This is a genomic window from Pseudomonas sp. LB3P93, from assembly GCF_054898025.1.
This window is the reverse complement of record NZ_CM142713.1, coordinates 2898360-2915978: the sequence shown is the minus strand read 5'-3', so window position 1 is coordinate 2915978 and position 17619 is coordinate 2898360. Positions and strand designations below refer to the sequence as shown.

At 60.1% G+C, this 17619-nt stretch carries 18 protein-coding genes; 12 read left to right on the top strand and 6 right to left on the bottom strand.

All coding sequences use genetic code 11. The annotated features are described in order from the left end of the window. Positions 1-10: 10 nt before the first annotated feature. Positions 11-316 carry a transposase gene (locus tag ACYZT8_RS13260; protein WP_461973777.1) on the top strand — a complete coding sequence of 102 codons (306 nt, stop codon included), beginning with the start codon at positions 11-13 and terminating at the stop codon, positions 314-316. After that, entirely contained in the window at positions 313-1149 is an 837-nt protein-coding gene (locus ACYZT8_RS13255; RefSeq protein ID WP_461973779.1) for an IS3 family transposase, read from the top strand. Before ACYZT8_RS13260 ends, ACYZT8_RS13255 begins: the two co-directional genes overlap by 4 nt. Before the next feature lie 75 nt (positions 1150-1224). On the opposite strand, the gene ACYZT8_RS13250 is transcribed toward ACYZT8_RS13255, so the two are convergent. Beyond that, positions 1225-1467: a hypothetical protein gene (locus ACYZT8_RS13250; protein WP_461981753.1), complete on the bottom strand. Its 243-nt coding sequence runs from the start codon at positions 1465-1467 to the stop codon at positions 1225-1227. A 111-nt stretch (positions 1468-1578) separates the two neighbouring features. Then, the gene (locus ACYZT8_RS13245) at positions 1579-1821 is read right to left on the bottom strand and encodes a hypothetical protein (protein ID WP_461958588.1); all 243 of its coding nucleotides are present in this window, start codon (positions 1819-1821) and stop codon (positions 1579-1581) included. A 219-nt stretch (positions 1822-2040) separates the two neighbouring features. On the opposite strand from ACYZT8_RS13245, the gene ACYZT8_RS13240 reads away from it, so the two are divergent. After that, the gene (locus tag ACYZT8_RS13240) at positions 2041-2562 is read left to right on the top strand and encodes a DUF4142 domain-containing protein (protein WP_461981751.1); all 522 of its coding nucleotides are present in this window, start codon (positions 2041-2043) and stop codon (positions 2560-2562) included. Between the two features lie 55 nt (positions 2563-2617). Here the strand turns inward: ACYZT8_RS13240 and ACYZT8_RS13235 are convergent, their stop codons facing one another. Then, complete coding sequence (locus tag ACYZT8_RS13235) at positions 2618-2890, bottom strand: hypothetical protein (protein ID WP_461981749.1); 273 nt, start codon at positions 2888-2890, stop codon at positions 2618-2620. Positions 2891-3173: 283 nt separating this feature from the next. Between ACYZT8_RS13235 and ACYZT8_RS13230 the strand changes: the two genes are divergently transcribed. Genes ACYZT8_RS13230 through ACYZT8_RS13205 form a run of 6 tightly spaced genes read left to right on the top strand, consistent with a single transcriptional unit; the run spans position 3174 to position 8601 of the window. Next, entirely contained in the window at positions 3174-4025 is an 852-nt protein-coding gene (locus ACYZT8_RS13230) for an STAS domain-containing protein (protein WP_461981747.1), read from the top strand. 4 nt (positions 4026-4029) lie between these two features. Beyond that, entirely contained in the window at positions 4030-4392 is a 363-nt protein-coding gene (locus ACYZT8_RS13225) for an STAS domain-containing protein (protein WP_461981745.1), read from the top strand. Then, positions 4389-4793 carry an anti-sigma regulatory factor gene (locus ACYZT8_RS13220; protein WP_461981743.1) on the top strand — a complete coding sequence of 135 codons (405 nt, stop codon included), beginning with the start codon at positions 4389-4391 and terminating at the stop codon, positions 4791-4793. The genes ACYZT8_RS13225 and ACYZT8_RS13220 overlap by 4 nt, the downstream gene beginning before the upstream one ends. After that, positions 4790-5800 carry an ATP-binding protein gene (locus ACYZT8_RS13215; RefSeq protein ID WP_461982454.1) on the top strand — a complete coding sequence of 337 codons (1011 nt, stop codon included), beginning with the start codon at positions 4790-4792 and terminating at the stop codon, positions 5798-5800. Before ACYZT8_RS13220 ends, ACYZT8_RS13215 begins: the two co-directional genes overlap by 4 nt. After that, positions 5793-6668 (top strand): sensor histidine kinase, encoded by an 876-nt coding sequence (locus tag ACYZT8_RS13210; protein WP_461981741.1) that lies wholly within the window; start codon positions 5793-5795, stop codon positions 6666-6668. The genes ACYZT8_RS13215 and ACYZT8_RS13210 overlap by 8 nt, the downstream gene beginning before the upstream one ends. After that, positions 6658-8601, top strand: a complete 1944-nt coding sequence (locus ACYZT8_RS13205) for a response regulator (protein WP_461981739.1) — start codon at positions 6658-6660, stop codon at positions 8599-8601. Before ACYZT8_RS13210 ends, ACYZT8_RS13205 begins: the two co-directional genes overlap by 11 nt. A 118-nt stretch (positions 8602-8719) precedes the next feature. Here ACYZT8_RS13205 and uvrA read toward each other — a convergent pair whose 3' ends face one another. From uvrA to ACYZT8_RS13190, 3 genes are all read right to left on the bottom strand, one after another. Beyond that, entirely contained in the window at positions 8720-11347 is a 2628-nt protein-coding gene (uvrA, locus tag ACYZT8_RS13200; protein ID WP_461981737.1) for an excinuclease ABC subunit UvrA, read from the bottom strand. A 206-nt stretch (positions 11348-11553) separates the two neighbouring features. After that, positions 11554-13665, bottom strand: coding sequence for a hybrid sensor histidine kinase/response regulator (locus tag ACYZT8_RS13195; RefSeq protein ID WP_461981735.1), 2112 nt, complete (start codon positions 13663-13665; stop codon positions 11554-11556). Between the two features lie 327 nt (positions 13666-13992). Then, positions 13993-14682, bottom strand: coding sequence for a GntR family transcriptional regulator (locus ACYZT8_RS13190; protein WP_222586402.1), 690 nt, complete (start codon positions 14680-14682; stop codon positions 13993-13995). Between the two features lie 141 nt (positions 14683-14823). Here ACYZT8_RS13190 and ACYZT8_RS13185 point away from each other — a divergent pair, with 141 nt between their 5' ends. The 3 genes from ACYZT8_RS13185 to ACYZT8_RS13175 are packed head-to-tail and all read left to right on the top strand — an operon-like array spanning position 14824 to position 17613. Beyond that, a complete protein-coding gene (locus ACYZT8_RS13185) occupies positions 14824-15909 on the top strand; it encodes an ABC transporter ATP-binding protein (protein WP_461981733.1) in 1086 nt (361 codons plus the stop codon). A gap of 1 nt (position 15910) precedes the next feature. Next, on the top strand, positions 15911-16828 hold the full coding sequence (locus ACYZT8_RS13180) for an ABC transporter permease (RefSeq protein ID WP_461981731.1): 918 nt from the start codon (positions 15911-15913) through the stop codon (positions 16826-16828). Next, positions 16825-17613 carry an ABC transporter permease gene (locus tag ACYZT8_RS13175; protein ID WP_461958577.1) on the top strand — a complete coding sequence of 263 codons (789 nt, stop codon included), beginning with the start codon at positions 16825-16827 and terminating at the stop codon, positions 17611-17613. The genes ACYZT8_RS13180 and ACYZT8_RS13175 overlap by 4 nt, the downstream gene beginning before the upstream one ends. Positions 17614-17619: the final 6 nt, after the last annotated feature.

The following is a 17619-nucleotide window of genomic DNA, read 5'->3' as shown; positions in this document are numbered from 1 at the left end:
TGGAGGTTCCATGAACGAAAGAAAGGTCTATTCCCGCGAATTCAAGCATCGTGCAGCCAGCATGGTAATTGACGATAATTGCCCCGTTCCAGATGTCTGCGCGTCTTTAGGTATTGGACCTACCGCCCTGCGGCGGTGGGTCGAGCAGGTTCGCAAGGAGCGCAAAGGGCAACCCGTTCAGGGCACCAAGGCAATTACTGAGGATCAGCGCCAGATTCAGGAATTGAAAGCCAAGATCAAACGCCTGGAACTGGAAGCCGAAATCTTAAAAAAGGCTACCGCTCTCTTGATGTCGGACCCCGATCGTTTTCGATGATCGCGGAGCTAAGAGAGTCATTTCCGACCGCCACCCTGTGTCGCGTTTTCGATGTGAAGCGCAGCAGCTTTTATGAATGGATGCAGCGGCGCGCCAAGCCAAAGATCAGACGCGAAGAACTCAAAGAGAAAGTGGTCGAGTTGCACAGCGAAAGTCGGGAAGCCCTGGGCTCCAGAGCGATCAGCAAAAACCTGAAGGCACTAGATATATCTGCCGGAAGAAGCCTTGTTAGAGCATTGATGAGAGAGGCCAACATTGTCAGTAAACAACGCCAGCCGCACCTATTCAGATCCAAAGGGGTTGAAGCGTTCGTCGCACCCAATTTGCTCAAGCGCAATTTCAAACCGACCGCAGTCAATCAGGTCTGGTGTGGCGATGTTACAAGCCTGATGGTGGGTAAACGTTGGGTTCATCTGGCCATCGTGATCGACTTGTATGCACGCCGGGTCATCGGTTGGGCATTCTCTCTGGTCAACGACGCGAACCTGGTCAGCAAGGCGCTACGGATGGCGACAGAGCTTCGTAAATGCCCGTCAGGAGTAATGTTCCATTCGGATCAGGGTTGTCAGTACACCAGTCGCAAGTTTCAAGAAGAGCTGAGACGCCATGACATTTTGCAAAGCATGAGTCGTCGCGGGCAGTGCTGGGACAATGCGCCGACAGAACGCTTTTTCGGCACGCTAAAGTCAGAATGGGTCCCTCGTAACGGCTACAGCACGGTCAAGGAAGCCGAAACTGATATGACGCGTTTCTTCATGTACTACAACCGCACCAGGCTCCACAGCTACAACAACTACCTGTCGCCACTAGCTATGGAGCAAAAAGCGGCATAAGCACCGTAACCGGTGTCCGGATTTACTTGACCAGTTCAAGCTCGCTCCCACAGGGGATGTGTGTGGGGTTTTGGATTAGCGGGGATCCATTTGGTTATCGCGTACGGCGTGGTCCGTTTCTTCACGCACCCGTTCCGTGTCCATCGAGGTGGTGCCGTCCTCATCCAGCGGGCGCACACCTTCGTTGTCGGGCAGTTCGTCGATGCCAGGCTCATCCTCGGGGTTGACCGCCGTGCGGCCGGGGCTTAACGGTTCAGGATGAGTGGGAATCGGGTCGAACCCGCCCTGCTCTTCGCTAGGAAATTTGGGATCGTTCATAAGGCACCTCGCAGGGAGTCGAAAAGGTCGGACTCTGATCTTTCGAGGTGCCGGTATTGATCACCGTTCCAATTTTTCATCCACCGGTTGTCAGTGGGTTGGCAAGGCGCGTCAGGATGGCGTCTGGAGCCGATCAACGATCTGATTCTTGACCTGCACGCGCTTCTCCTTGAGTTTCTTCAGTGCGTCATCGCTGGGCGCATCCGATTGTGCGGTTTCAGCCTTTACTACCTCGGCGTCCGCTTGCGAATACTTGTTGATCAGCGAATCCAGTAAGGGATCCTTGGTGCGTTTTTTCTGGACATCTTCCTTTGAAAGTTTCAGGTCCTGATAAAGGTCGTGTGGCACCGGCATGGAACACCTCCGTTTGTTGATCGGTAGCAAACGCGATCGATTGCGTTCGCCAACTATCAGAATGGCCTCGGTTGGCAGGTTCTGTCGACCGCCAATCAGACCAGCGGTGTCCGTTCGTCGTCTTGGCGCAATCCCGGTAAAACCTTTGCCCGAGCGCCTGCCTCCATTGAATAACGATCACCTCGATCGATTATCAAAACCCAGTGTGGAGAATGACCAATGGACAGATTCACCCTGCGCCACCTCGCCCTGGCCGTAGCCTTGAGCGCCAGCATGGGCACAGCTTTTGCCGCCACCTCCAATGACTTTGTCGACAACGCTGCCGCAGGCGGCATCGCCGAAATCGAAACCAGCAAACTGGCCGTGGAAAAAAGCTCATCGGCAGACATCAAGGCGTTCGCCAACATGATGATCGCCGACCACACCAAGGCGAATGAGGAACTGACTGCGCTGGCGAAAAAGAACGACATCGAGGTGCCGGACGACACAACGCTGGTCAAGCAGGCCAAGGAAAAAATCCTCGACATGCGCGACGAATCCTTCGACGCGGCCTATGCCAACAATCAGGTGAAGGCCCACGAAGAAACCATCGAGCTGTTCAAAAAACAGGCCAACACGGTGACGGACGACAAAGTCAAAGGCGCCACCGACCTGAAAGGCTTCGCGCAAAAAATGTTGCCGGCCCTGGAAAAGCATCTGGATATGGCGAAAAAACTCCAGGCCGCCCATCCCAGCAAGTAATGCGCAAAAAGAAGGCCGCATCGATTGATGCGGCCTCTTTTTCAACCTGACGGAACTAGCCGCCATCCGTGTCGATGTCGGCATCAGTATCTTCGCCGGGTTTTGGCCGGTCTGGCGTCGGTTTGAAACCAGGGCTGAACTCATTGTCGTTGTCGGTGTGATGGTTCTTCTGATCCACCGCTGCATCGGCGCTTGGCGAGTCGGTGGATTGGCTTTGACGCTGACCAGCCGGCGCGCCCTCACCCGGGGTCTGCGGATCAATCGCCGGGTCATTGCGGTCGACCGGCGCCCCCGATTGATCCTGTCGTTGTGTCGATTCGTCTTTCATACGTACCTCGCTCGTGACGGCAAGCCCACGATTCAAACAGCCGGGGCCTTGAACGTTCGAAGCCATCCCCGGACAGGGGTTCAATCCAATGGACAGGCACCCGGCAGCACAAAGGTCAAAAAATCGTCGTCGACGGCTGTGCCGACTAGAGTTATCGGGCAAGTACTGGCCAGGATGAAAATATCCTGCCCGACTGACTAACTATTTCATTCCGCAAATGTCACTGACTCGGGCCCATTGTTTTTTGGGGAATCGGCCCGTCAAATTTCAGGAGCACAAGGACATGGCAGCAATGCAAATCAGCACACTCGACGCGATGAAAAACAACCACGCGCAACTGCTTGGCGATTGGGTCACTAGCCTGGAAGCCAGTGGTGCCAACCGCAACCTCAAGGACCACGAACTGAAGCAGCAGACCTCGGAATTTCTGCAACTGGTGGTCACGGGCCTGGAAAACGGCAACGGCCCAAACATCGCCGCGCCGGGCTGGGACGAAGTTCGCCAGTTCCTCGAAAAACTCTCCCACAGTCGCGCCAAGCTCGGTCAGGACTCCCACCAGACCGCCAGCTTCATTTTCTCGCTGAAAGGTCCGCTGTTTTCCCTGCTGCAATCTCACTACAACGACAATCCGGCTGTATTGGCCGAACAGCTCTGGGAAGTGTCCGAGCTGCTCGATGCGCTGGGCATGCACACCATCCGGACCTTCCAGAAATCCCGCGAAGCGGTGATAAAGCGTCAGCAGGAAGAACTGCTGGAGCTCTCCACCCCGGTGGTCAAGCTCTGGGACGGCGTACTTGCCTTGCCGATGATCGGCACCCTGGACTCGCAACGCACCCAGGTGGTGATGGAATCGCTGCTGCAACGGATCGTCGACACCGGTTCGGAAATTGCCATCATCGACATCACCGGCGTGCCCACCGTCGACACCCTGGTGGCCCAGCACCTGCTCAAAACCGTGACTGCGATTCGCCTGATGGGCGCCGATTGCATCATCAGCGGTGTGCGTCCGCAGATTGCACAGACCATCGTCCACCTGGGCCTGGACCTGCAAGGTGTGGTCACCAAGGCCAACCTGGCCGATGCCCTCAAACTGGCTCTGACCCGTCTGGGAATCACCGTCAGCAAGGCAGTGTGAACCGATGGATAGAATTCCAATTCTGCAGATGGGTGACCTTCTGCTGGTGACCATCCAGGTCGACATGCATGACCAGCTCGCCTTGACGCTTCAGGACGATCTTTCCGAGCGCATCAGCAAGACCACTGCGCGCGGGGTTTTGATCGATATCTCCGCCCTGGACATGGTCGACTCGTTCATTGGACGCATGATCGGGACGATTTCCGGGCTGTCGAAAATCATGGACGCCGAAACCGTGCTCGTGGGCATGCAGCCCGCCGTGGCGATTACGCTGGTTGAGCTCGGCCTGACCTTGCCTGGGGTCAGCACCGCGCTGAACGTCGAGCGCGGGATGAAGCTGCTTCGGGAACGAGTACTCAAGCAATGACCCTGCGCAGCAGCGGCACTCAACCCATTCAGATCGAGCAGGATGTAGTCCTGGCCCGCCAGACCGCACGCAAGCTGGCCACGGAGTGCGGCATGCGCCTGATCGACCTGACCAAACTGGTGACCGCCGTCAGTGAGCTGGCGCGTAACACCATGGTTTATGGCGGCGGCGGGGACATGGACTGGCAGATCCTCGACGAAAATTCGAGGGTCGGTTTGCGCCTGACGTTTCGCGATGAAGGCCCCGGCATCCCGGACATCAAACTGGCAATGACCGACGGCTGGACCTCCGGCAGCGGTCTGGGCCTTGGTCTGACCGGGGCGAAACGGCTGGTGGACGAGTTCGAACTGGACACCGCGCCCGGGAAAGGCACTCGCATAACGATCACCCGATGGACATGAACATCGGGGGGTCGATGACCCAAGTGCTGTTGATCGAGGACAGCAGCCAGATCGGCTTTGCCCGGCGCACTGCGCAGAAGCTCGCCGAAGACCACGGTTTCGACGCAACCGATGCCGGACGCGTGGCGCTGGTGGCCACTGAATTGGCCAGCAACGTACTCAAGCACGCCGCCCGGGGCGAATTGCACCTGCGAATCCTGCCCGGTAAAAGCGCCAGCGGCATCGAGATGCTCGCAGTGGACCGTGCGCACGGCTTTGACCTGCACGCTTGCATGACTGACGGGTTTTCCACGGGAGGCACTCAGGGCATCGGCCTCGGTGCGGTGTCGCGCCAGACGCAAGTCTTTGATGTTCACACCGACTCACGCGGCACCGTGTTGCTGGCCCGTTTGTATCCACGCGCCAGCAAGGATGCGGATTTGCGCATTGGCATCAGCCAGCACTCGTTGCACGACGACCCGGCGTGCGGCGACGTCTGGCACCTGGCGTTCGACGGGGCAAATATCAGTGCCTTGGTCATCGACGGCCTGGGCCATGGTGAAGAAGCCGAACGCGCCGCCCGCGCCGGTGAAAAAGCCTTCGCCGTGGCGCCGTTTGCCTTGCCGCTGTTCCTGCTCGAAGACATCCACCAGGCCATGATTGGCACCCGGGGCGGCGCCCTGGCAATCGCGCAGTTCGACGGCCACCTTGGCACCCTCAGATTCACCGGCATCGGCAACATCGGCGGCAACTTGATCAGCCTGGACAAGTCCCGTGGCCTGGCGTCCCATCCGGGCATCGTCGGCGGGCAATACCGGAAAGCCCAGCCTTTTGACTATGCTCACGTGAACGGACATCTATTGATCATGTACAGCGACGGCCTGCAGTCCCGTTGGAACTTGAACGACTATCCCGGCCTGGTGCACCGACATCCCGCGGTGATAGCCGCTGTCCTGCATCGCGATTTCTGTCGCGGTCGGGACGATGTGACGGTGCTGGTCGTTGCTTTGGAGGCCGCCCATGGCTGAGTCGCCCATGCCGCCGATCGAAGAACCCTCGGCGCTGATCGAGCGCTTGCAGAACGAAACCGCAGCGCTGCGCGAGGAGCTCGACGAAACCAATCAGGGCGTGCTCGCGCTGTACGCCGAGCTCGACACCCAGGCTGAAGAACTGCGCCAGGCGTCGGACCTCAAAAGCCGCTTCCTGTCGTACATGAGCCATGAGTTTCGCACGCCGCTGGGCTCGATCCTGAGCATCGCCAGCCTGCTGACCGATGAACTCGACGGCCCGCTGAGCCCCGAGCAACACAAGCAGGTCACGTTCGTCAGCACCGCCGCGCGGGAACTGAGCGACATGGTCGACGACTTGCTGGACCTTGCGAAAATCGAGGCCGGGCGTATCACTATCTCGCCTGCCTGGTTCGACATGTTCGACTTGTTCGCCGCCCTGCGCGGCATGTTTCGCCCGATCGTCGACGCTTCGGCGGTGGACCTGATCTTCGAAGAACCGGTGGGTCTGCCGCGCCTGTATACCGATGACAAGAAGCTGGCGCAGATCCTGCGCAACTTCATTTCCAATTCGTTGAAGTTCACCACCCGCGGCGAAGTGCGGGTCTCGGCCTCTCTCGAAGGCGCCAGCAATGTACGCTTTGCCGTCAGCGATACAGGAATTGGTATCGCTGCCGAGCTACATGGCGCATTGTTCGAGGACTTTTCACAAGTCGATTCGCCCCTGCAAAAACGCTTGCGCGGTACCGGTCTGGGCTTGTCTTTGTGCAAACGCTTCGCCGAACTGCTGGGTGGCGAAGTCGGGGTCGAGAGTACACCCGGGGTCGGTTCGACCTTTTTCGTGATCATCCCGCTGGCCATCGCCATGGAGCCTGCCGATGAAACGTGACATTCGCCTGTTGATCGTCGACGACAACGTCGCCACTCGCTACGCCCTGCGCCGACGCCTGGAGCCGCACGGCTACACCGTGCTCGAAGCCGGGACCGGCGGCGACGGCCTGGCGCTGATCGACAGCGAATTGATCGATGCGCTGATTCTGGACGTCAACCTGCCCGACATGAGCGGCTTCGACATCGTCCGTAAACTGCGCTCGGAACCCGCCACGGCGTTATTACCGGTGATTCACGTGTCAGCGGCGTCGATCCAGACCGGTGACATCATCACCGGCCTCGACGCCGGGGCCGATGCCTACCTGATCCATCCCGTGGACCCGGACGTGTTGCTGGCGACCCTGCGCACCCTGCTGCGGGTACGTGATACGGAAAACGCCCTGCGTGAAAGCGAGGCGCGTTTTCGCGAGATTTTCGTCAATGTCTCGGCACCCATCGCGGTGCTGGACGCCCAGTTCAAAGTCCACGAATGCAACCATGCCTTCTCCCGATTGATTCAGGACAACCGCGACCCGGACACCTTGCGCGAATGCTTCGCCGACCAACAGCAAGCGATCCTTGATGAACTGCGCCTGCGCCTGACCGCGGGTGAACGCTGGAAAGGCACGCTGAATATGCGGATCGAGGGGGAACTGCGGGAAACCGAGTGGCAGATTTCGCCGTATCGCACCCCGGAACTGAGCCTGGTGTTCGTGGAGGACGTCACCGAGCATCGCCATCGCGAACGCTCGCACCTGGCCCGGCTCGACGACACCACGTTGCAACTGGAACACGAAATCGCCGCGCGTGTGCGCACCGAGAGCCAGTTGCTGCAAGTGCAGAAAATGGACGCATTGGGCAAGCTGACGGGCGGCATCGCCCATGACTTCAACAACCTGCTGACCGGCATCATCACCAGCCTGGAATTGATCCAGAAACGGGTAGCCGATTCGCGTACCGACAAGGTCCAGTTCTATGCCGAAGCGGCGCTGAACTCGGCCATGAGCGCCGCCTCCCTGACCCATCGCTTGCTGGCCTTCGCCCGCCAGCAGCCGCTCAATACCCGGCCGGTGGACATCAACGAACACATCCGGTCCCTCGAAGAATTGCTGGCGCGTACCATCGGCGAACACATAGCGCTGAAACTCGAACTGACCTCCAAAGCGGCGATTGCCCTGGTCGACCCGATCCAGCTGGAAAGCGCCGTACTCAACCTGGTGATCAACGCGCGCGATGCGTTGCCGCAGGGCGGAAACATCTGGGTCAGCACCTACGCGGCGTATTCGCGCGGTGATCTGAAACTGGCGGACGGGGCGTATGTCGCATTGTCCGTGCGCGATGACGGGACGGGCATCGAACACAATGTGATCGACAAGGTGTTTGACCCGTTTTTTACCACCAAGCCACTGGGCCAGGGCACCGGGCTTGGGTTGTCGAGTATTTACGGGTTCGCCCGGCAATCGGGTGGCGATGCGCACATCCGCAGCGTGGCCCGTCGCGGCACCGAAGTGACCATCATGCTGCCTGCCAGTGCCGATCCGACGGCCACTGAAGCGGAACAAACGGCAGTGGATCAACAGGGCTCGGGGGAGCATGTGTTGATTGTCGAAGACATGCCGTCGGTGCGCATGTTTGTCGCCGAAGTGCTGTTGGATGCCGGTTACCGCTGCACGCAGGTGGGCGATATCGAGGGCGCCCTTGAACGCCTGCAAAACGACCCCTCGATTGATCTGATGCTGACCGACGTGGGCCTGCCGCGCATGAACGGCCGAGAACTGGCCGATGTCGCCCGTAGCTGGCGTGAAGGATTGCCGATTCTGTTCATGACCGGCTACGCGGAGAATGCACTCAACCGCCAGGTGTTCCTGGGTGAGGGCATGGACATGCTGATCAAGCCGTTTCAGATTAATGAGCTGCTGGACAAGGTCCGGCGCACCATCGACCGCGCCTGACACAGGTCCTGTTGATCGTTCCCACGCTCCGCGTGGGAATGCAGCCCGGGACGCTCCGCGTCCCAGAAGCGGACGCAGAGCGTCCGGTGAGGCATTCCCACGCTCTGCGTGGGAACGATCATAGGGCCCGGGCGAGGAAAGGAGCCGTCCGACTCTTCTTGCTCTTCGCCACTTTCTGCGGTGTCCCGGCAACGACAATCCTCCCGCCCTGATCCCCCGCCCCCGGTCCGATATCGATCACCCAGTCACTCTGCACAACCACGCGCATTTCATGCTCAACCACAATCACCGTGTGCCCCGCTACCACCAGCGTATTCAACTGTTCAAGCAGCCGGTCAACGTCCCGTGGATGCAAACCGGTCGTCGGTTCGTCGAGCACATACAACGTCGCTCCACGCTGGTTGCGTTGCAGCTCGGTCGCCAGTTTGATGCGCTGGGCTTCGCCCCCCGAGAGTTCCGTGGCCGGCTGGCCGAGACGCAGATAGCCCAGGCCGATATCGCGCAGCACTTCCAGAGAACGGCGAATGCCCGGCTGCTCGGCGAACACCTCGACGGCTTCGTCCACCGTCAACTGCAACACCTGCGCAATGTTCAAACCTTGCCAGATGATCGCCAGCGTCTCGGGGTTGTAGCGAGCGCCATGACAGGTCGGGCATGGGGCATAGACGCTGGGCATGAACAGCAATTCAACGCTGACAAAGCCCTCTCCTTCGCAGGTCGGGCAACGGCCCTTGGCGACGTTGAAAGAGAACTGCCCGGCGTCATAACCCTCGGCCTGCGCCTGGGGGGTGGCGGCGTACAGTTTGCGCACGTTGTCGAATAGCCCGGTGTACGTCGCCAGGTTCGAGCGCGGCGTGCGGCCGATGGGTTTCTGATCGACTTGTACCAGACGCTTGATTGATTCCAGCCCGGCCGTGACCTGACCGCCGCTGACTTGCGGCGCATCGTCTTCAAGGCTCAACTCTTCAGGCTCGCTGCCGCTGGCGGCACGTCCCAGATGCGCGCCCACCAACTCCAGCAACGCCTGACTGACCAGGCTTGATTTGCCGGACCCGGAAACACCGGTCACCGAGGTGAAACACCCCAGAGGAAACTCGACGCTGAGGTCGTTCAGGTTGTTGCGCGTGATGCCTTCCAGGCGCAGCCAGTCGGTCGGCTTGCGCTGAGTTCTGGTTTCAGTGACCTGTTCGGCGAACAGATAGGCACGTGTCTGCGAGTCCTTGACCTCGGAGAGCCCTTGCGGCGGACCGCTGTACAGGATCCGGCCGCCATGCTCACCGGCCGCCGGGCCGACGTCGATCAGCCAGTCCGCACGACGCATGGTTTCCAGATCGTGCTCAACCACAAACAGCGTGTTGCCGGCCGCTTTCAAGCGTTGCAGCGCTTCGAACAACGCTTCGCCATCCGCCGGATGCAAACCCGCCGACGGCTCATCCAGCACGTAGATCACGCCGAACAATTGCGAACCCAATTGGGTGGCCAGGCGCAGCCGCTGCAACTCGCCGGACGACAGCGTCGGCGTGCTGCGTTCCAGCGCCAGATAACCCAAGCCCAAATCAGTCAGGGTGCTGACCCGCTCCAGCAAGTCCTGAGCGATTCGCTGCGCGGCCAGACGTTTCTCCACCGACAGGTTAGGCGTATGCCGCACGTCCGGCGCGTTGGCATGAGCGCTGGCGCCGTGGGCCACGCGCTGTTCACGGGCCTCGCGCGTCTGGCTGTGAGTCAACACTTCGCCCGCCTCCTCGGCCTGTTCCAGGTAAGTGTGGGCCGCCACCGGCTTCAGCACCTCGGCCACTTGCAGCAACGGCATCTGCGACAGCTCGCCGATGTCGTAGCCGGCAAAGGTCACCGACAACGCCTCGCGCTTGAGCCGTTTGCCGTCGCACAACGGGCACGGGCTGCCGAGCATGAATTGCGAAACACGCTTCTTCATCAGCGCACTTTGCGAATGGCTGAACGTGTGGAGGATGTAGCGCCGGGCGCCGCTGAATGTGCCCTGATAGCTCGGCTCCATTTTGCGTTTGAGCGCGACTCTGGTTTCTTCAGGGGTGAGCCCGGCATACACCGGGACGGTCGGTGTTTCCTCGGTGAAGAGGATCCACTCACGCTGCTTTTTCGGCAGCTCGCGCCAGGGTTTGTCGACGTCGTAGCCCATCGTCACCAGGATGTCGCGCAGGTTCTGTCCTTGCCATGCTGTGGGCCAGGAAGCCACCGCGCGCTGGCGGATGGTCAGGCTCGGGTCCGGGACCATCAAGGCTTCGGTGACTTCATAGACCCGGCCCAAACCATGACATTCGGGACAGGCGCCTTGAGGGGTGTTGGGCGAGAAGTCCTCGGCGTACAACATCGGCTGCCCCGGCGGATAGCTGCCGGCCCGGGAGTACAGCATGCGGATCAGGCTCGACAGCGTCGTCACGCTGCCCACCGAAGACCGCGTACTCGGTGTGCCGCGCTGCTGTTGCAGAGCAACGGCCGGTGGCAGGCCTTCGATGGAATCCACGTCCGGCACACCGACCTGATCAATCAGACGCCGCGCATACGGCGCTACGGATTCGAAATAGCGTCGCTGCGCTTCGGCATACAAAGTGGAGAACGCCAGCGACGACTTGCCCGAACCCGAGACGCCGGTGAACACCACCAATGCGTCCCGGGGAATGTCGACGTCAATGTTCTTGAGGTTGTGTTCCCGGGCACCGCGGACCCTGACCATGCCGGAAGGAGGATTGGAGGTGCGCGTTGAAGTCATCGGGAGCCCTAATTAGATTGCAGAAAAAAACACAAAACCCTGTAGGAGCGAGCTTGCTCCCATCTGATCGTTCCCACGCTCCGCGTGGGCATGCAGCCCGGGACGCTCCGCGTCCCATAAGCGTGACGCAGAGCGTCACATGAGGCATTCCCACGCAGAGCGTGGGAACGATCATCAACAGGGGATATTCCCACATGGGATCTGTACTAGCCGCTGAGGACGGTGTGGATCATCTGTGTCAGTGCCTCGGGGCTATACGGTTTGCTCAGCAGATGGGTATCGGGGCTGAGCTGGTGATTGCGCGAAATGATGTCCCGGGTATGACCGGAGGTAAACAGCACCGCCACCGGGGGATTTTGCACCTTGGCCCAGGCCGCCAGGTCCGAGCTTTTGATCAGACCGGGCATGACCACGTCGGTGAAAATCAGGTTCACCGCCACGCCCTCCAGCAACATCTGCATCGCCTGGTCGCCGTTGGCCGCGGTCAGGACCTGGTAGCCCTCTTCGCGCAGCAACTCCACCGCCGAGCTGCGCACCGCTTCGTTGTCCTCGACCACCAGAATGGTTTCGTGCCCGCCCCGGCGAGGTGAATCCCGTAGCGTTGTTTCACTGGGCAACGCACGCAAGCTGCGTGGGAAGTAAAGCTGCACCCGAGTGCCCTGCCCGACGACGCTGGAGATTTCGATGTGCCCGCCGCTCTGTTTGACGAAGCCGAACACCATGCTCAGCCCCAACCCCGTGCCCTGACCGTCGGCCTTGGTGGTGAAAAACGGCTCGAATGCCTGCCCGAGCACTTCGGGTGACATACCGGCGCCCGTATCAGCGACCGCGACACGCACATAGTCGCCGGCCACGATGCCCTTGCCGGCACAGAACCTACGGTCGAGTGTCACATTCTCGGCGCTCAGTTCGATCGTCCCTTCGCCCTGCATGGCGTCACGGGCATTGATCGCCAGGTTGAGAATCGCATTTTCCAGTTGGTTGCGGTCGACGTTGATGTGCCAGGGTGCTTGCGGTACCTGCACATCGATCTGGATGGTTTCCCCCAGCGCCCGCTGCAACAGTTCGCCTAGGCCTTCGAAGATCTGTTGTGGATCGCACACCGCTGGCGATAGCGGTTGGCGGCGAGCAAACGCGAGCAATTGCGAAGACAGTTTGGCGCCACGCTCGACGGCCGCAATCGACGCACTGACCCGGCGCTGCACGTTGGCGTTGTCTGGCTCATGCCGTGCCAGCAAGTGCAGGTTGCCGGCGATCACCTGCAACAGGTTATTGAAGTCGTGGGCCACGCCGCCAGTGAGGCCGCCGATGGCTTCGAGCTTCTGCGACTGGCGCAGTTGTTCTTCAGCGGCCAGCCGCGCGTCGACTTCGTCGGCCACACGCTGCTCAAGGTTGCGGGTGAATTTGAGCAAGGATTCTTCGGCAATCTTGCGCTCGTGAATGTCGATCAACACCCCGGGAAAGCGGAACGGCTCGCCCTGCTCGTTGAACTCGCAACACCCACTGGCCTGCACCCACAGATAGCTGCCATCGGGGCGCATGACCCGGTACTCGGCATTAAAGGGCTCGCCGGTTGCCACTGATTGACTGACCTGTTCCTGGACCCAATTGCGGTCGTCGGGATGAATCTTTGCTTCAGCGATGTCGGTCGACAAGTCGGCGAGGTTCTGCTCGGCAGGATAGGAGAATGTGCGGGCAAAGCGCTCGTCGCCCGACAGCACATTGCCCTTGATGTCCCAGACGAACGAACCGAGCAAAGCCCCGGCATTGAGCGCCAGGCGCACCCGTTCGTTGTCGGCTCGATAAGCGTCTTCGGCTTCCTGGCGCCGGCGTTCGGAAATCACATGTTCAGTGGTTTCAACGACCATCGCCATGACCCCGGCCGGGCGACCTTCATCATTGGCGACAGGGCTGTAATAGAGGTCCAGCCAGACGTCTTCGGGAATCCCGTCCCTCAGCAATACCAGCTCTTTATTGCGATAAGACAAGGTGCCGCCCGCCAGGCAAGTGTCGACGACATGGCGGTTGAACTCGGCCACTTCCGGCCAGCCCAGCTCCACCGGAGCACCCAGCAGATACGGATGACGGCCACCGGCAAATTTCGAGTAAGCATCGTTATAGATCATGTAGCCCGCCCGACCCCAGAGCATCACCATCGGCAACGGGGATGCGAGCATCAACTGCACCGCGCTGCACAGACTGGCGGGCCAGGCGTCGATATTTCCAAGTTCGGTCTGGCTCCAGTCGAACGCGCGGATGCGCCCGGCCATTTCACCGTCCCAGCCGGCACACCCGTGGCTATCAGATAGAAACTGCATCGACTGACTCTGTGTCCCTGTGAGTGGCTGACGTGCGGGATCGCAACTTCGCGAGGACGGCGCGGACCCGTTTGTTTCGAGCAACATCGACGTCAATGGTTTCATAGAGGTTAGCCGATTCTTTATCTGCGGATTCTTATGGTCTTGTTTGACGAACGGCCCTGTAGCAGCTGCCGAGCTGCGCGAGGCTGCGTTCGGCGGCGGAGCCGTCGTAAAACCAGAACGCACGGTCTATCTGATGCACCGCGTGGCCTGAATTCACGACGGCTTCGCCGCCGAACGCAGCCTCGCAGGCTCGGCAGCTGCTACAGATATCGCGGGGGACCATCAAACCTCGATCAGGTGCTTGAGCGGGTGATAGCCGGTTTTCAGTGTGGCGGCGACGTCGAGGATGGCCTTCTCGATGCCATTCAAATGCATGCAGGTCAGTTCGATGGCCGCGCTTTGATTACCGGCCTCGATGTACTCAATCAGCCGCAGGTGTTCGTCGTCGCGACACGCCTCGTGGCTGTCGTCATCCAGCGCGGCAGCGTACAGCGAAGCGCGGGAAATCAGCTTCTGGAACCAGTCCAGCAGCACCGGGTTATTCAGGCTGCGTGCGAGTTTTATGTGGAACTCGCCGAGCAAATGAATCAGTCGTTCATGGTCGCCACTGCGATGCGCTTCATCTTCCAGTAACAAGTGATCGCGCAAGTCCTGGGTCACCGCGGTGTCGCGTCGACGGCAGAGCTCGCTGACGATGCCAATCTCGATCAAGCGCCGGGTTTCGAACAGCGAGCGGATTTCTTCGTCGCTGGGCAACGACACCGATGCCCCTTTATTGGGCTCAGTAGTGACCAGCCCATCCGCTTCCAATTGCTTGAGCGCGGCACGAACCGACGTGCGGCTGACATTAAAAAGTTCGGCCAGCGATGCCTCGCCGAGCTTCATGCCGGGACGCAAAGAACGTTTGCTGATCGCCTCGTAAACCCCTTGGTAGACGCGGTCGACCGTGGTTTCGAGTTTCTTCTCGGTCATCTCAACACTCCTTTAGCGCTAAACAACCGGCCCCTGGCGGTGAGCAGCCATTGGAAAAAGGGGGTTGCACGAGCAGATTAATCCGGTTATTTGTAGATTGCATCCAGATATTGCATACAATAATTAGAGGATTGCACCATTATGGGTCAACCAATAGCTATCGAAGTGCGTAACGTATCAAAGCGGTATTCCGACGATCCGGGGCTGGCTCCAGCCCTCGACAACGTTTCAGTCGACATTGCCGACAACGAATTCTTCACCCTGCTCGGCCCTTCCGGCTGCGGCAAAACCACCCTCCTGCGGACCATCGCCGGCTTCGAGCATGTCAGCGAAGGCGAGATCCGTCTCGCCGGCGAACCAGTCAATGATCTGCCGCCGTTCAAGCGCCGGGTCAACACCGTCTTCCAGAGCTACGCGCTGTTTCCGCACATGAGTGTCGCGCAGAATATCGCCTTCGGTCTCGAGATGCAGGGTCTTGATGCCAAGCAAATTGCCCAGCGTGTCGATGAGATGCTGGCGCTGGTGCAAATGCAACACCTGGCCAGGCGCAAACCAGCCGAATTGTCCGGCGGTCAGCAGCAACGCGTAGCCCTGGCCCGGGCCTTGGCGCCGAAACCCAAAGTGCTGTTGCTGGATGAACCGCTGTCGGCGCTGGACCTCAAGTTGCGCAAGGAAATGCAGGTCGAACTCAAGCGCGTGCAGAAGGAAGCCGGGATCACCTTCATTTTCGTGACCCACGATCAGGAAGAGGCGCTGACGCTGTCCGACCGCATTGCCGTGATGTCCGCCGGCGAGATCCTGCAAATCGGCACGCCCAACGACATTTACGAACGCCCGCAGCATCAGTTCGTCGCCCAATTCATCGGCGATATCAACTTCCTTCCCGGCCACCTCAAGCGCGGCCAGCAGAACGAAAAGCTTTTCGTGCCGAGCGGCATGCCGGTGGAAATCCCTTGCCCGGCCCAGGGCTTCGACGGTGCCAAAGTACAACTGGCCTTCCGCCCGGAGCGTTCGCAACTGGTGGACCCCGCGCAACCGCATCACCTGCGCGGCGTGATCGAAGCGGTGTTGTACGTCGGCACCGCGACCCTTTACCAATGCCGCTTGAACAACGACATCAAGGTCATGCTGCGCGAGAACAACGAAGGCCTGAACCGCGGCCGGGTGGTCGGTGATCGTGTGGCGGTCAATCTGCCGCCTCACGCCTGTCTGTTGATGGAGGCCTGAGATGAGCGTCAGCATTACTTCTCCCGCCCTCAACCGCGCACTGTTGCTCAGCCCGGTGGTTCTGACTTTGCTGGCGCTGATCGCCATTCCGCTGGGCATCATGGGCTACATCAGCCTGCTGCCGCGCAACGTGTATGGCGGCGTCGACTGGCAAGCCGACTGGCAATTGCAAAGCTACGTGCAGCTGTTTTTCCAGGAAGGTTTCGACGGTGAACTGGAGCTGAACTGGGTCTACGCCCAAGCGTTGTTGCGCTCGGTGTTCCAGGCCGGTGGCACCACCGTGTTGTGTTTCCTGTTCGGTTTTCCGGTGGCGTTGTGGATGTCGAGCCTGACCCCGCGTCGACGCAACCTCATGGTCTTGCTGATCACCATTCCGTTCTGGACCAACCTGCTGATTCGCAACTACGCGTGGCTGATCATCCTGCGCGAGCACGGCTGGGTCGCCCAGAGCCTCAACGCGCTGTTCCCCCAGGCCGGCGGCATCACCCTGCTCTACAACGACTTCGCGGTCAGCGTCGGCCTGGTCTACAGCTTCCTGCCGTTCATGATTTTGCCGATCTATTCGACCCTGGAAAAGCTCGACTGGCGCCTGGTGGAAGCCGCCTACGACCTCGGCGCCAATCGCTGGCACGCGCTGAAGCGGATCATTCTGCCGCTGTCGATGCCAGGGGTGATTGCCGGTGCGCTGCTGGTGTTTGTGCCGAGCCTCGGTGCCTTCATTACCCCGGCGATTCTCGGCGGCGGCAAGACGCTGATGATCGGCAACCTGATCCAGCAGCAGTTCGGTACCGCGCGCAACTGGCCGCTGGGCAGTTCGCTGTCGTTCCTGTTGCTGGGGATTCTGCTGCTGTCGCTGGTGGGTTACGCCCTTTACAGCCGCAGCGCCGCCAAAACATTACGTCGGGGAGCCACCGCATGATTGCCCTGCACCTGAAAAAACTGCCGCTGACCCGCGAAGTCAGCCTGCTGATCCTGGCCTATCTGTACGTGCCGATCTTTGTCCTGATCGCTTACAGCTTCAACGCCAACCGCTCGGCGACGGTGTGGACCGAGTTCTCCTTCGCCTGGTACGGACGGATTCTGGCCAACCCGTCTATCCAGACCGCGGCGTTGAATTCGATCATCGTCGCCAGCATCGCCACGGTCTGCGCCACGGCGATTGCGCTGCTCGCGGCGCTGGCGACGTACCGGCCGTTCTATGGACAGAAAATGGTCGAGGGCGGGATCAACCTGCCGCTGATCCTACCGGAGATCGTCACCGCCGTGGCCACCCTGCTGCTGTTCATGGCGCTGGGGATCAAGCTCGGATTGCTGACGGTGATCGTCGCGCACATCGGCTTTTGCATTCCCTTCGCCTACCTGCCGATCCGCGCTCGATTGAACGATCTGGACAAGAGTCTGCTGGAGGCGGCGAACGATCTGTATGCCAACCCGTGGCAGGTGTTTCGCCGGGTGACGTTGCCGCTGTTGTGGCCGGCGGTGCTGTCCGGTTCGGTGCTGGCGTTCGTGGTCAGTCTCGACGATTTCATCATGACCTTCTTTGTCGCCGGCCCGGGTTCGACCACCTTGCCGGTGTACATCTTCTCGGCGATCAAGGCCGGCGTGACGCCGGAGATCAATGCGATCTCGACCCTGATGCTGCTGATTTCCATCGTGCTGGTGGTGCTGGCCTTCTGGCTGGGACAGCGCGGCAAAAACCAATAATCCTGG